Origin of the sequence: Leptolyngbya sp. AS-A5, assembly GCF_039962495.1 — a bacterium.
GTDB lineage: Bacteria > Cyanobacteriota > Cyanobacteriia > Leptolyngbyales > Leptolyngbyaceae > Leptolyngbya.
This window is the reverse complement of sequence record NZ_JAMPLL010000013.1, coordinates 105452-119385: the sequence shown is the minus strand read 5'-3', so window position 1 is coordinate 119385 and position 13934 is coordinate 105452. Positions and strand designations below refer to the sequence as shown.

The window sequence follows — 13934 nt, the reverse complement described above, 5'->3', positions numbered from 1 at the left end:
CACGGTATGAAAAACGGGCAGAGAACTATCTGGCGATGCTGACAATTGCTGCAATTCTAATTTGGCTCAAATAGGGCATTACCTTACATTTAGACTTTGCAGATACGCCCTAGGAAAGTTGATGTTCTTACAAACATAGTTGAGCGTGCCGCTGATAATTCGCTTAAAACAAACGCCACTTGGAGAGACGTTTATAAAGGTTATCCAGCAGCAGTAACTGAGAGAATTAAAGAGAATCCCGTCATAAGCGCAATAGTAGGATTAATAGGTTTCGTAAGTGCTGTCATTGGAATATTTAAGTAATATCCTTGGCGAACTCAAGTATTTTTTATTGTTGTTTCGCCAAGTAGAAATCTTTTATTAGCGGTAATTGAAGGAATAATGCAAGGGAGAACACCATGCCAGCGATCGTCAACCTCACCGTCGAAGCACTTGCAGAAGCGATCGCTTTACGTGACCCTCATCTAATCTGGAAATCAACTCATTTGATCCAAATCCCGCGCTACAGTAAACGGAGATTTGCAAGGAAAGATCAATGCGTCGCTGGATTTCTTGGATTGCTCTGTTTCTCTGTTTCGTCGGCTTGACTGGATGCAGCTTGCCGCGTGTGAGTGCAGAAGACCGATTGTTTTTGCCGTTGTCGATCGAGTTTCTCGGTAGCTACACTTTGACCGATAAGGAGTTCAAAGGAACGACGATCGGTGGACTGTCAGGGATTACTTACGATCGTAAACGAGATCTCTATTACGCCGTTTCGGACGATCGCAGCGATCGCAATCCCGCCCGTTTTTACACCCTGAAATTGCAGATTGCTCAGAACACACTCAAATCGGTCGAAGTTCAGAACGTCACGACTTTAACTGATGAGACAGGGCAACCATTTGCGAAAGGAACGATCGACCCGGAAGGCATTGCATTATCGCCGCTCAACTCTGTGTTTGTTTCCAGCGAGGGAGTGACGAAAGACGGGATTGCACCCTTTATTGGGGAGTTCGATTTGCAAACCGGGAAACTGAAGCGGAAGTTGCAGATGCCGGAGTCGTATTTGCCCGATGCAAAAGGAATGACGCCAACTCGCGGAGTTCGGGATAATCTTGGATTTGAAGCGTTGACGCTGAATGCAGGCGCTTCCACGGCTCCCTCTGCTGAACCGTTCCGATTGTTTGCCGCGATCGAGTCCCCGTTAGCCCAAGATCTTGAACTGCCAACGACAAAAGAAAGTCTGTTGAATCGATTGCTGCATTATCAACTGATTCCCACGCGATCAACATTGATTTCAGAACACGCTTATCCGTTAGATCCGAAACCCGCAGGCGCATCTGATTCTGGACTGACTGAACTATTGTCGATCGATCAAGGTGGGCATTTCTTGAGCTTAGAGCGATCGTTCGGAGTGGGTGGATTTCAGGTCAAACTGTTTCAAGTTGCAACTGGAACGGCAAGTGATACGTCTTCGATCGAATCCCTGCGTGGAGCGAAGGTGAGACCCGTAAGAAAGGAGCTATTGCAAGATCTCAATCAGTTAGGTGTTCGGATTGATAACTTGGAAGCAATGACGATCGGCGCAAGATTACCAGATGGATCGCATAGCTTAGTGCTGGTCAGCGATGACAATTTCAGCTTAGGGCAAGTGACACAATTCTTGCTGTTTCGGCTCAAGGGACTAAAAGGATGATTTGTCGGCTGCAACCCCTTACAATAAAATCCAAGTCTCGATGAAATGGCTATGACACACTCTACTGATATTGCAACTTTGGCATGTTGGATGGCTGCGGATTTCAGCAATCAGTTACAAGCCTTTGAAAATCCGCCGATGTATGCTCACATTCGCGTGTGTATGCGTCCGTTGCCGTTAGATCTGCTTAGTGGAGTCGGATTTTTTGTTGAGCAAGCCTACGACTATATGCTGAATGATCCGTATCGGTTGCGAGTATTGAAATTGGTCGATCGCAACGGTCACATCGAAATCGAAAATTACCAGGTGCACGATGAACAAAAGCTGTATGGAGCATCCCGCGATTTGAACCGCCTGAAGGAATTGAAAGCGGATCAGCTAGAAAAGCTTCCAGGCTGCAACATGATAGTGGAATGGACGGGCAGCAGCTTCAAAGGACGAGTCGAGCCTGGAAAAGCCTGTATGGTGACTCGCAAAGGCAAAGAGACTTACTTAGATAGTGAATTTGAGATTGATGGAGAGCGGTTTACGAGTCTCGATCGCGGACGCGACCCGGAAACCGATGAGCACGTTTGGGGGTCAGTCGCAGGTGCATTTGAATTTGTGCGATGGGCAAGCTTTGCCGATGAGGTACAGATTTAGTAATTTTGAATACACCGTAGGACAATCACACTTCCGCCATTAGATAGATATTGGGGTGAATCGGAAGATTACAGTTAAGAATTCAGGCGAACTCGCTGCGAATTGCGATCTTCTGAGTGCCGAAACCTGGTAGATTTGGCAAAGTATCCGCAGGAAAGATTGAGCAAGCATGAAAGTCCTAGTTATTGGTGGTGATGGATATTGTGGTTGGGCAACTGCGCTCTACTTGTCGAATCGAGGGCATGAGGTTGGTATTTTAGATAGCTTAGTGCGGCGGCATTGGGATAATGAATTGTGTATTGATACGCTGACCCCGATCGCGCCGATTAAGCAGCGGCTCCAACGCTGGAAAGACCTCACAGGCAAAACGATCGATCTTTTTATCGGCGATATCACGAACTACGAGTTTCTCAACAAATCAATGGAGCAGTTCCAACCCGATGCGATCGTGCATTTTGGGGAACAGAGATCGGCTCCGTTTTCGATGATCGATCGCGAACACGCCGTTCTTACTCAGGTCAATAATGTCGTCGGAACGCTCAATCTGCTCTACATCATGAAAGAGAAGTTCCCCGATTGTCATTTGGTCAAACTTGGAACGATGGGCGAATATGGAACGCCAAACATCGATATCGAAGAAGGCTACATTACGATCGAACACAACGGACGCAAAGATACACTCCCATACCCGAAACAACCGGGTAGTATGTATCACCTCAGCAAAGTTCACGACTCGCACAATATTCACTTTGCCTGTCGGATTTGGGGTTTACGCGCAACGGATCTGAATCAAGGCATTGTGTACGGCGTTCTGACCGAAGAAACCGGAATGGACGAACTGCTGATCAACCGCCTTGATTATGATGGTGTGTTTGGAACGGCGTTGAATCGATTCTGCATTCAAGCAGCAATCGGGCATCCGCTCACGGTCTACGGAAAAGGTGGACAAACGCGGGGATTTCTCGATATTCGGGATACGGTGCGCTGTGTGGAATTGGCGCTGGAAACGCCTGCGGCTCCGGGTGAGTTTCGCGTGTTTAACCAATTTACTGAACTGTTCGGGGTGGCAGAAATCGCCAACTTGGTTCAGAAAGCGGGAAGCGCAATGGGCTTGAAAATTGAGGTGCAGAACTTCGATAATCCCCGCATCGAGAAAGAAGAACATTATTTCAATGCGAAAAACACCAATCTCTTGGATTTGGGACTGCAACCGCACTATCTTTCGGATTCATTGCTCGATTCGTTGCTGAATTTTGCTGTGAAGTACAAGCATCGCGTGGATAACAGCGAGATCCTACCAAAAGTAACTTGGAAGCGATAATTCAATTCAAAAAGCGATGATCCGAAAACCATCGCTTTTTTACGATCGACCCTTCTCATAACGGTTATGCGTATTGCTTTATTTACAGAAACGTTTCTGCCAAAAGTTGATGGAATTGTTACTCGGTTAAAACACACCGTTGACCACCTGCAAAGACAGGGCAACGAAGTGTTGATCTTCTCGCCCGATGGGGGTTTAACCGAGTACAAAGGCGCAAAAATTTATGGTGTTTCAGGATTTCCGTTACCGTTGTATCCAGAATTGAAGTTAGCATTACCGCGACCTGCGATCGGTGATCAACTTTCACACTTCAAACCCGATCTGATCCATATTGTGAATCCTGCGGTTTTAGGATTGGCAGGACTGTTTTACAGCAAGGTTCTCAACATCCCATTGATCGCGTCTTATCACACGCACTTACCGGAATATCTTCATCACTATGGTTTGGGGGCGTTAGAGGGCGTTCTGTGGGAATTGCTCAAAGCTGGACATAATCAAGCTGAAATCAATCTCTGCACTTCAACCGCAATGATGCAGGCATTGACAAATCACGGAATTGAACGAGTCAATCTTTGGCAGCGTGGCGTGGATACGGAGACGTTTCAGCCGCATTTTGCGAACCTGGAAATGCGATCGCGCCTCTCACAAGGTCATCCTGAAGCGCCATTGTTGCTCTATGTCGGGCGGTTATCTGCGGAGAAAGAGGTCGATCGCATCAAAGCCGTTCTCGAATCGATTCCGAATGCACGATTAGCCTTAGTCGGTGATGGCCCAAATCGCCAACCGTTAGAGCAACACTTTGCAGGCACCAATACAAATTTTGTCGGATATCTTGCAGGTCAAGAACTGGCATCTGCATTTGCCTCTGCAGATGCCTTTGTGTTTCCGTCTCGAACTGAAACGCTTGGACTTGTTTTACTTGAAGCAATGGCGGCAGGCTGTCCAGTGGTGGCAGCTCGATCGGGCGGCATTCCCGATATTGTCGAAGATGGCGTGAATGGCTATCTCTTCGATCCGACTGATGAGAAGGGCGCGATCGTCGCCACGCAGCATCTGTTATCGCGCACCGAAGAACGCGAGAAGCTGAGGCAGAATGCTCGCGCTGAAGCAGAGCGCTGGAGTTGGTCAGCCGCAACGAAACAATTGCAGAACTACTATGAAGATGTGTTATCAAAAGCTGCGATCGCGGCTGTGCGATAATCGACTTTGCCAAAAAACGCCACAATGGAACAGACCTTATTGGTAAATTGTTGTGCCCTCAGAGTTAGAAACCGCCCCGATTGATAGCCCTTGGAAACAAGGTGATCTGATCGAAGTGACGATCACAGATTTAAGCGATCGGGGTGATGGCGTTGGACGATCCGGATCGCGGGTGGTGTTTGTGCCGGATACGGTGACGGGTGATCGAGCGATCGTCCGATTGATGCACGTCAAGCCGAATTACGCTCATGCAAAGATACATGAACTGCTCGAAGATTCTCCGTATGGAGTGCGTCCGAGTTGTATTGTGGCGGATAAGTGTGGCGGATGTCAGTGGCAGCACGTCGAGTATGAATATCAGCTTGAGGCGAAACGCAATCAGGTTGTGCAAGCGTTAGAGCGAATCGGGGGATTCGAGGGAGTTGCAATTGACGAAGTTCTTAACGTCAGCGAGCCTCTGCACTATCGCAATAAAGCAACTTATCCGCTAGGGATATCGCAGCATCGACAAATACAAGCAGGGTATTACCAGAAAGGAACGCATCAAATTGTGAATCTGAATCAATGCCCGATTCAGGATGAACGATTGAATCCGTTCTTGGCTGAGGTGAAACACGATATTCAGCAGCAAGGTTGGCGGGTTTATGATGAGAAGTATCACCGGGGACAAGTGCGGCATTTAGCTTTGAGAATCGGACAGCGTACAGGTGAAGTGCTGTTAACGTTGGTGACGGCTGATCCAGAATTACCAAATCTAGAAGCTCAAGCGCAGGAATGGCTACAACGGTACCCAGCTCTTGTAGGAGTGTCGATCAATGTGCAGCCCGATCGCACAAACGCCATCTTTGGTGCAGAAACCCATTGCATTGCGGGGCAACCGTTTCTCAGTGAGCAATTTGCTGGATTAACCTTTCACATTCGACCGGATACATTTTTCCAAGTTCACACCGAGCAAGCAGAAGCATTGTTAACGACAATCTTGGATGAGTTGAACTTACAAGGGGATGAAACCTTTATTGATCTGTACTGCGGAATTGGCACGATGACTTTACCGATCGCACAGCGGGTCAAAACTGCGATCGGAATCGAAATTCAACCCGAAGCGATCGAGCAAGCGCAGCAGAACGCAGCATTAAATGGAATTGGGAATGTTAGCTTTGAGGTCGGCTCGGTTGAAAAAGCTTTGCGCACCCTCTCCCTTCACCCTGATTTAGTCATGCTCGATCCGCCTCGAAAAGGCTGTGATGCTAGCGTTTTAGAAACGTTACGCCTTCAGAAACCAAAACAAATCGTTTACGTCAGTTGTAACCCTGCAACTCTTGCACGCGATCTAAAGGTGCTGTGTGCAGGTAATATGTATCAACTGAAGCGGGTGCAGCCTGCGGACTTTTTCCCGCAGACCGCTCACGTCGAATGTGCAGCTTTCTTGAAACGGGTGGATGAGTAAATGCAATTCAAGGATCTAGTCGAAAAGTTAGGTAAATCGGTTATCCGCTACAGTGCTACACCAAGTTTAGACATCACAGGTGTAAGCCCGATCGCCGATGCCACTCCCAACACTTTGACTTATGCAGAAAGCACAAAATATACGGCGCAGCTTCAATCGACAAAAGCGACTGCCGTAATTTTGCCTGCTAACGAAACCTTACAGGCGATCGCCACCGAGCGCGATTTAGCTTGGATTGTTGTCTCTCAGCCGCGTTTTGCGTTTGCCCAAGCGATCGCGCTGTTTTACCAACCCTTCAAACCTTCGCCTAAGATTCATCCAACTGCTGTGATCGATCCATCGGCTCAGATTGGCGAAGGTGTTGCGATCGGTGCTCATGTGGTGATTGAATCCGGCGTTAGAGTTGGTAATCATGCCTGCATTCACCCCAATGTTGTCATTTATCCAGATGTAAGTATTGGCGATCGTACGGTGCTTCATGCCAACTGCACGATTCACGAACGGAGTCAAATCGGTGCAGATTGCGTGATTCATGCTGGGGCAGTGATTGGATCAGAAGGGTTTGGGTTTGTGCCGACTCGTGAAGGCTGGCTGAAAATGGAGCAATCTGGCTACACGGTGCTAGAAGATGGAGTCGAGGTTGGGTGTAATTCAGCGATCGATCGTCCTGCCGTCGGTGTAACCCGGATTGGGCGCAACACTAAGCTTGACAACTTTGTTCAAGTTGGGCATGGTGTGAAAGTCGGTGAAGCTTGTGCGTTTGCGGCTCAAGTTGGAATTGCAGGCGGATCGACGATCGGTAATCGTGTGATTCTGGGTGGACAGTCTGGAGTTGCGAACGAAGCTAAAATGGGCGACGGCTCGATCGCGTCGGCAAAAGCAGGCGTTCATGCGAACGTGAAACCTGGCGCAATTATGTCAGGCTATCCTGCGGTGGAGCATAAAATCTATCTCAAATCTTCAGCGATTTACAGCCGTTTATATGAGATGTATCAAGCCATCAAACAGATTCAGAAACGCTTAGATGATCAGTAGTGTGAACAGATAAGATATATATTTCGCAATTCTGCAAGTCGCTCCTGCACAATGCGGTAGTAATCAGGAATGAAACGGAATGACGAATAGCGGCAATAATACGATCGACAACCAGATCCAAACTGCATAACTCGTTTCTGGTAAAGGTTCCGATTCATCTAATAACGCATCAATTCGCTCATTCAGTCGAGTTTGAGGCATAGAATCGTTTAGCGCCGCCATCCAGGGTTCGGATTCAGCTTGCGAGGCAGAAACGATCGATAACAACGCTTCCGCAAGTAGCAATCCATCGGTTCGGTGTGCAGCCCAGCGATCGGCGCGGAGTTCCCTCAGCAAAATTATCTCTTGCCAAAGGGCTTCGGTGTTCGGCAACCAAGCAGTTAAACGGCGCAATCCACCCAGCCAGAAAAACCAGAACGTATCACGATAATGACGATGTGCTTCTTCATGCGTTAGCGCCACTTGTAAATGCGCTTCGTCTAGCGTGTCTAGAAGTCCATCACTGATCACTAACTCAGGATTCCAGAAACCGATTTGAGCAATGAACGGAGTTGAGCTTTTCAGTAATCGCGCAGGTGTTGACAAGATAATTTCTTGCGGCAACTGGTCGATTTCTTTCAGCGATCGCCCTGCCTGCCTTGCCAACTGCATCATCAAAACAACGCCAAGACCCAAAAATCCGATCGCAATTCCATAACTCCCCCAGCCTTCCCAAGTTTGTACCATTTGACCGCGAGGCCCCATGCACAAAATCGCGATCGCGCTTGTGATTAACAGAAGCGGCGAAAATAAAAATACGCCTAACGCCATTTGCCAACGGGTATTCCAGTCTGAAGCACTCGTTTTCCAGGCAAGCCGAAACGCGATCGCCACGCTAACGGAAATGAGCAATAAAGTGAAGTGCATAATTATTTCTCCCGTGCTTGACGAACCGCTTTGAGGCGTTGCGCGATCGCGTCAAGCTGATCACAACTCGCTTGATCCAAACTATCTGCAAATGCCGCAACCACATCCGGATTAGTCACCGCTAAAAATTGATTCAGTTGCTCCATTGCCTGAATTGCTCTTGCCTCAGATTGCGAAACGATCGCCGACCAAGTAAACGATCGATTCTGCTTGTTACAGGTTAACCAGCCTTTTTTCACCAATCGATTCAGAACCGTCGTGACTGAAGTGTAAGCCAGTTCTCGATCGGGGTCAGCCAGAATGCGATCGTGAACGTCCTTTACCGTGACCATTTCGAGTTCCCAAACGATGCGAAGAATCTCAGCTTCTAAGGGGCCTAGCGAGAGTTGTTTTGGGCGGTATTCTGGAAGCGGAGTCATGTGTTAAGCAGGTGTGGATCGCATTTGATTGTACTGTCTGCGATCGCTCAGATTCAACTATCCTAAAAGTCGCAGTGATTTCTTCAAAGTTATGGCAATTCGCATCGGCAACGGTTACGACATTCATCGCCTTGTCAGTGGACGAGATTTGATCCTCGGTGGCATCAAGATCGAACATGAAACCGGGTTGCTGGGTCACAGTGATGCGGACGTTCTGACTCACGCGATTATGGATGCAATGCTTGGGGCACTGAGTTTAGGCGACATCGGGCATTATTTCCCACCGACTGACCCAAAATGGGCAGGAGCCGACAGCATTGTTTTACTTGAACAAGTGCATCAATTAATTCAAGACAAAGGCTGGAAAATCGGCAACATCGATTCGGTGATTGTGGCAGAACGCCCGAAACTGAAGCCGCACATTGAAGCAATGCGATCGCGTCTCGCCACCGCTCTGAATCTCCCTCCAGATTGCGTCGGAGTCAAAGCCACCACGAACGAAAAAATGGATGCCGTCGGGCAGGAAGATGCGATCGTCGCTCACGCCGTAGTGCTGCTGGAACAAGCCTGAGTTAAGAAACGAAACGTGAACCTGCGATCGACCCCATCCACCCTTTACAATGGCTGAGGGAATTACTTTGATTCTCATAAACAAAAGTTCTACTACGGTCTAGGTCATTTTCGACCCTAGCTTCTCGACCCACTGGGAATTCAACAGTTGGCGGGTTACTTACTATAACAATGATCATTCCTGACTCAGTCCTGGAGACGCTGCTGAAGGCGCTTCCCCAGGTGCGACCTCAAATCTACTTCAAGTCTTCCCTCACTGCCTTGTCGCACGCGATGGAAGACCAGGTTTTAGCAGGCAATGATCATCCGCTTGTAATCGCGAGTTTTCAGCGTGAGCGTTTTTATCGGCAAGAAGCCCATCGGTATCTGAGAATCTCCGATCGTACCGATCAAGTCTATGTGCTTGCGGCTCCAGAAACCGATTTTGCCAATCGCTCCGAACATTACGAAACGATCGCCTTTGAGCCGGAAGATGCGCTGAGCCAGGAATGGCATCTCATTGTTGTCAGCGAACAGTACGCCGCTTGTTTGATTTGTCGAGAGCGCGATCTTAGTGCAGAAAATCAGTCCATTGCGCCACTGCACGTCGATCAAGCCCGACGATTTGAAGGAATTTGGACATTCGATCGCGCTGTGGTTCACAAGTCGGCTGAGATTCTGCTGAATCGAATTTTGCAATATCGCCCAGAGCTACAAAGCAAAATTGCTCCAATGCTGGTGCGAATTGCCGCAAGTTCAACCTCAAATATTAACCAAGTTGATCCGGCTCCGTTTGCCGATCGCTTAGTCACCTACTTGCAAGCGGGACAGTATAAACTCGCAAAAGCTTACCGCTCGATTGCAGAAAAAGAGCGCAAAGAACGCTTGGTGAATTCAATTACGGCAGCAGTGCGACGATCGCTTGATCCGCATGAAATTCTCAATGTTGCAGCAGAAGAACTCGGAAAAGTGTTAGGTGCGGGACGCTGTTTAATTTATCGCTGCAAATCAACCGATGCTTCTGCGATTTTGCAGCACGAATATTTACTCGATTCGGTTCCCTCGCTTGCAGGTCGGACTTGGACACTGCATGGCAATCCGTTGTTTGAAGAAGTTGTGCAGCGCCAAGAAGCAGTTTTTATCGAAGACACTCAAACCGATGCAAGATTGGCGATGATCAAAGATGGCGATCGCACGCTGCAAGCCTTAACTCAGGAATGGGATGTTCGATCGTGGCTGATGGTTCCGGTGCTGCATCAGAATCAGCTTTTGGGCATGGTCGAACTGCACTATTGCGGCACGACTCCGCACGTTCTAGAGCGCGATGAAGTCGCCATGATCGAAGCGATCGCCACTCAAGTTGGAGTGGCTTTGATGCAAGCCGAATCGTTTGCCAATCTAGAAGATCTCAATCAGCAGCTAGAAGCGCTCGATCGCACCCGCAGCAATTTGATTGCCATTACCGGGCACGAACTTCGCACCCCGCTTTCGACTATTCAAGTGTGTCTCGAAAGCCTTGCCAGCGAACCCGATATGTCTCCCGACCTGCGGCAAGTGATGCTCAATTCCGCCCTAGCCGACGGAGAACGAATGCGGAAGCTGATTCAAGACTTTCTCACGTTGTCGCGGCTTGAAAGCGGACGAGTGGAGTGGAGAATGGAACCGTTGCCGCTTTGGGAATGTGTTGATCTCGCTCTCAGCAGTCTGCAAGCCCGCAGAATGGCAACTCCACTGCCGCAAATTGTTACTCAAATTTCCACCGAACTGCCGCTGGTTCAAGTCGATGGTGAATGGCTAGTCGAAGTTCTCACCAAACTACTCGATAATGCCTGCAAGTTTACGGATGCTGGGGGCAGAGTCACCATTCGAGCGAAGCGTAGCAGCGACACCATGCTTGAAGTGATGGTCGCAGATACTGGACGCGGCATCGAAGAAAATCGGCTAGAAACGGTGTTCGATCGCTTCTACCAAGAAGAAGGCGCACTGAGGCGTACCACAGGCGGAACCGGTCTCGGACTTGCCATCTGTCGCCAAATTATCGCCAACTGGGGCGGACGCATCTGGGCAGAATCGAGCGGCAAAGATCGCGGCAGTGAGTTTCACTTTACGATTCCGATCGTGCCCGTGGGAGAGTCTAAGCGATCCGCTCAGAGAAAAAGAACGCGATCGAGAGATTAAATGCCCGAAATGCAAAATGCCGCATGATAATTGGCACGGTTTTGCTGTGCCTCCTGCCCAAAAGTTTAGAATTTTCTACGCTTAAACCTGGAAAAATTCGTACCTATTAACAACTGTTACGGAATCGTTAAAGCTGTAAACGTGCGGTGATACGATGCCTAAAACGTTTAGAGCGAGACCCTATGTCAGAAACTCTTACTGGACAAGCACCTTTGTTCGGTGGCAGTACAGGTGGACTGCTAACCAAAGCCCTAATAGAAGAGAAATACGCCATCACCTGGAGCAGCCCCAAAGAGCAAGTCTTTGAAATGCCCATGAGTGGTGCAGCAACGATGCGTCAAGGCGACAATCTACTGTATTTAGCCCGCAAGGAACACTGCCTAGCTTTGGGTGGACAACTTCGCACGAAGTTCAAGATCACCAACTACAAGGTCTATCGCATTTTCCCGAACGGCGAAATTCAGTACCTGCACCCGAATGATGGCGTTTTCCCTGAAAGGGTAAATCCTGGTCGTGTTGCAGTCAATAGCGTTCCGCGCAACATCGGAGCGAACTATGAGCCTGCCAAGTTGAAGTTTAGCGGTCGTAAACCCTACGATCCTTAAACCTCGATCGTCTCGAATTGTGCTTTTAGGAGCTGAATTTTAGCCTTCTTGGTTAAAGTTTGGCTCCTCTTGTTTCGAGTAAGAAATTCAGTCTGTATAGTCATCGGTAAAAGAAAGCTTGTATCCTAGCTGTACGATCGTTCTAAGTTGTTATGATTTCTCCCGATTTTTCTCAATTCAAGGAACTCGCACAGCAAGGTAATTTTGTCCCCGTTTATCAAGAGTGGGTCGCTGATTTGGATACGCCCGTTTCTGCATGGTATCGCGTGTGCGATGGGCAGCCTTATAGCTTTTTGCTGGAGTCGGTCGAAGGCGGAGAAACGATCGGGCGCTACAGTTTCTTAGGGTGTGATCCGTTGTGGGTTTTGGAAGCGAGGGGCGATCGCACCACCCAAACTCACCGAGACGGAACTCAGAAAGTGTTTGAAGGCGATCCGTTTACGACACTGTCTGAATGTTTAGCGCCTTATCAGCCGGTAAAACTACCTGAATTGCCGTCAGGAATTGGCGGACTGTTTGGATTTTGGGGATATGAACTGATCAACTGGATTGAACCGCGTGTTCCAATCTATCAGGCAACCGAAGAGGATTTGCCCGATGGATTGTGGATGCAGATTGATCAGGTGTTGATTTTTGATCAGGTGAAGCGGAAGATTTGGGCGATCGCGTATGCAGATCTGCGCGATCCGAATACCGATTTAGAGGCAGCATATCAGCAAGCCTGCGATCGCGTCACGCAATTAGTCAATAAGCTCAAATCGCCGCTTCCTGAGAAAACTCGATTGCTTTCCTGGAAGCCACCTGCAAATAATGATTCATCAATCACGTGGACAAGCAACACCACAAAAGAACAATTCTGCGCCAACGTCGAAACTGCCAAAGCGCACATCAAAGCGGGTGATATTTTTCAGGTTGTGATTTCGCAACGGCTGAATTCGGAATTTGTCGGAGAGCCGTTTGCACTGTATCGATCGCTGCGATTAATCAATCCCTCGCCCTATATGGCGTATTTCCACTTCAACAATTGGCAGATTATTGGATCGAGTCCAGAAGTCTTGGTTAAAGCCGAGCGATCGAGCGATCCGACTCAGCCGAAAATTGCCACAGTGCGACCGATCGCGGGAACTCGTAAACGCGGCAAAACTCACGCAGAAGATCTCGCTCTAGAACAAGATTTACTGGCTGATCCCAAAGAAGTGGCAGAGCATGTGATGTTAGTCGATTTAGGACGCAATGATTTAGGGCGCGTCTGCATCAACGGAACGGTGAAAGTCGATGAATTGATGGTGATTGAGCGTTATTCTCATGTGATGCACATTGTCAGTAACGTCGTCGGAGAGTTATCGCCCGATAAAACCGCGTGGGATTTGCTCAAAGCAGGATTTCCAGCCGGAACGGTGAGCGGTGCGCCGAAGATTCGAGCAATGGAGATTATTCACAATTTAGAACCTTGCCGGCGCGGGGTGTATTCGGGCGCGTATGGGTACTACGACTTTGAGGGGCAACTGAATAGCGCGATCGCGATTCGGACGATGGTGGTGCGCGATCGAGGTGATGGTAAACACACAGTTCAGGTACAAGCAGGAGCCGGACTGGTGGCGGATTCTGTACCCGAAAGTGAGTATCAAGAAACGCTAAATAAAGCGCGGGGGCTTTTAGAGGCAATTCGCTGCTTACAAGAGTGAGTCCCTTAGATGCAGTAAATGCAATTTATATTCTATGCTGAGGCGTTTCGCTGAAACGCCCTAATCGAGTCGTGGAAAGGCACCATTTGCAACATTCATTGCTTGAGTTGCTATAACGAAGCAAAGAGTTGATGCCATTTCAGCCCTAGAGACGAGGACGAAGAAGATCCTACGTAAGGTTTATGCCACAGGTAGTACAACAGGGAGGAGGATTTACGACTATTTTTAAAGCACAATAAAATTGGCTGTTTCTATGTGGATTTGTAATTAAG

At 48.5% G+C, this 13934-nt stretch carries 12 protein-coding genes; 10 read left to right on the top strand and 2 right to left on the bottom strand.

The window, feature by feature from the left end; translation table 11 throughout:
• The first annotated feature begins 535 nt into the window (after window positions 1-535).
• The 6 genes from NC980_RS16110 (at window position 536) to lpxD (ending at window position 7320) form a co-directional block, all read left to right on the top strand.
• Window positions 536-1675: an esterase-like activity of phytase family protein gene (locus NC980_RS16110; protein ID WP_190378163.1), complete on the top strand. Its 1140-nt coding sequence runs from the start codon at window positions 536-538 to the stop codon at window positions 1673-1675.
• 51 nt (window positions 1676-1726) lie between these two features.
• Window positions 1727-2317: a chromophore lyase CpcT/CpeT gene (locus NC980_RS16105; protein WP_190378162.1), complete on the top strand. Its 591-nt coding sequence runs from the start codon at window positions 1727-1729 to the stop codon at window positions 2315-2317.
• A 169-nt stretch (window positions 2318-2486) separates the two neighbouring features.
• Window positions 2487-3638: an NAD-dependent epimerase/dehydratase family protein gene (locus NC980_RS16100; RefSeq protein WP_190378161.1), complete on the top strand. Its 1152-nt coding sequence runs from the start codon at window positions 2487-2489 to the stop codon at window positions 3636-3638.
• A 66-nt stretch (window positions 3639-3704) separates the two neighbouring features.
• Window positions 3705-4838, top strand: coding sequence for a glycosyltransferase family 1 protein (locus NC980_RS16095; RefSeq protein ID WP_190378160.1), 1134 nt, complete (start codon window positions 3705-3707; stop codon window positions 4836-4838).
• Window positions 4839-4890: 52 nt separating this feature from the next.
• Window positions 4891-6285, top strand: a complete 1395-nt coding sequence (gene rlmD, locus NC980_RS16090) for a 23S rRNA (uracil(1939)-C(5))-methyltransferase RlmD (protein WP_347272700.1) — start codon at window positions 4891-4893, stop codon at window positions 6283-6285.
• Entirely contained in the window at window positions 6286-7320 is a 1035-nt protein-coding gene (lpxD, locus tag NC980_RS16085; RefSeq protein ID WP_190378159.1) for a UDP-3-O-(3-hydroxymyristoyl)glucosamine N-acyltransferase, read from the top strand.
• A 63-nt stretch (window positions 7321-7383) separates the two neighbouring features.
• Here lpxD and NC980_RS16080 read toward each other — a convergent pair whose 3' ends face one another.
• A complete protein-coding gene (locus tag NC980_RS16080) occupies window positions 7384-8226 on the bottom strand; it encodes a M56 family metallopeptidase (RefSeq protein WP_190378158.1) in 843 nt (280 codons plus the stop codon).
• Between the two features lie 2 nt (window positions 8227-8228).
• Window positions 8229-8645: a BlaI/MecI/CopY family transcriptional regulator gene (locus tag NC980_RS16075; protein WP_190378157.1), complete on the bottom strand. Its 417-nt coding sequence runs from the start codon at window positions 8643-8645 to the stop codon at window positions 8229-8231.
• Window positions 8646-8736: 91 nt separating this feature from the next.
• On the opposite strand from NC980_RS16075, the gene ispF reads away from it, so the two are divergent.
• The 4 genes from ispF (at window position 8737) to trpE (ending at window position 13662) form a co-directional block, all read left to right on the top strand.
• The gene (gene ispF, locus NC980_RS16070; protein ID WP_190378156.1) at window positions 8737-9216 is read left to right on the top strand and encodes a 2-C-methyl-D-erythritol 2,4-cyclodiphosphate synthase; all 480 of its coding nucleotides are present in this window, start codon (window positions 8737-8739) and stop codon (window positions 9214-9216) included.
• 170 nt (window positions 9217-9386) lie between these two features.
• Window positions 9387-11372 carry a DICT sensory domain-containing protein gene (locus NC980_RS16065; RefSeq protein WP_190378155.1) on the top strand — a complete coding sequence of 662 codons (1986 nt, stop codon included), beginning with the start codon at window positions 9387-9389 and terminating at the stop codon, window positions 11370-11372.
• Between the two features lie 182 nt (window positions 11373-11554).
• Window positions 11555-11977, top strand: a complete 423-nt coding sequence (locus NC980_RS16060; RefSeq protein WP_190378154.1) for a photosystem I reaction center subunit II PsaD — start codon at window positions 11555-11557, stop codon at window positions 11975-11977.
• 152 nt (window positions 11978-12129) lie between these two features.
• Window positions 12130-13662, top strand: a complete 1533-nt coding sequence (trpE, locus tag NC980_RS16055) for an anthranilate synthase component I (protein ID WP_190378153.1) — start codon at window positions 12130-12132, stop codon at window positions 13660-13662.
• Window positions 13663-13934: the final 272 nt, after the last annotated feature.

Excerpts from the sequence above, each read along its gene's own strand:
- NC980_RS16100 (WP_190378161.1), top strand. The coding sequence starts at position 2,487 with ATGAAAGTCCTAGTTATTGGTGGTGATGGATATTGTGGTTGGGCAACT.
- ispF (WP_190378156.1), top strand. The coding sequence starts at position 8,737 with ATGGCAATTCGCATCGGCAACGGTTACGACATTCATCGCCTTGTCAGT.
- NC980_RS16105 (WP_190378162.1), top strand. The coding sequence starts at position 1,727 with ATGACACACTCTACTGATATTGCAACTTTGGCATGTTGGATGGCTGCG.
- NC980_RS16075 (WP_190378157.1), bottom strand. The coding sequence starts at position 8,645 with ATGACTCCGCTTCCAGAATACCGCCCAAAACAACTCTCGCTAGGCCCC.
- trpE (WP_190378153.1), top strand. The coding sequence starts at position 12,130 with ATGATTTCTCCCGATTTTTCTCAATTCAAGGAACTCGCACAGCAAGGT.
- NC980_RS16060 (WP_190378154.1), top strand. The coding sequence starts at position 11,555 with ATGTCAGAAACTCTTACTGGACAAGCACCTTTGTTCGGTGGCAGTACA.
- lpxD (WP_190378159.1), top strand. The coding sequence starts at position 6,286 with ATGCAATTCAAGGATCTAGTCGAAAAGTTAGGTAAATCGGTTATCCGC.
- NC980_RS16110 (WP_190378163.1), top strand. The coding sequence starts at position 536 with ATGCGTCGCTGGATTTCTTGGATTGCTCTGTTTCTCTGTTTCGTCGGC.
- NC980_RS16095 (WP_190378160.1), top strand. The coding sequence starts at position 3,705 with ATGCGTATTGCTTTATTTACAGAAACGTTTCTGCCAAAAGTTGATGGA.
- NC980_RS16080 (WP_190378158.1), bottom strand. The coding sequence starts at position 8,226 with ATGCACTTCACTTTATTGCTCATTTCCGTTAGCGTGGCGATCGCGTTT.
- NC980_RS16065 (WP_190378155.1), top strand. The coding sequence starts at position 9,387 with ATGATCATTCCTGACTCAGTCCTGGAGACGCTGCTGAAGGCGCTTCCC.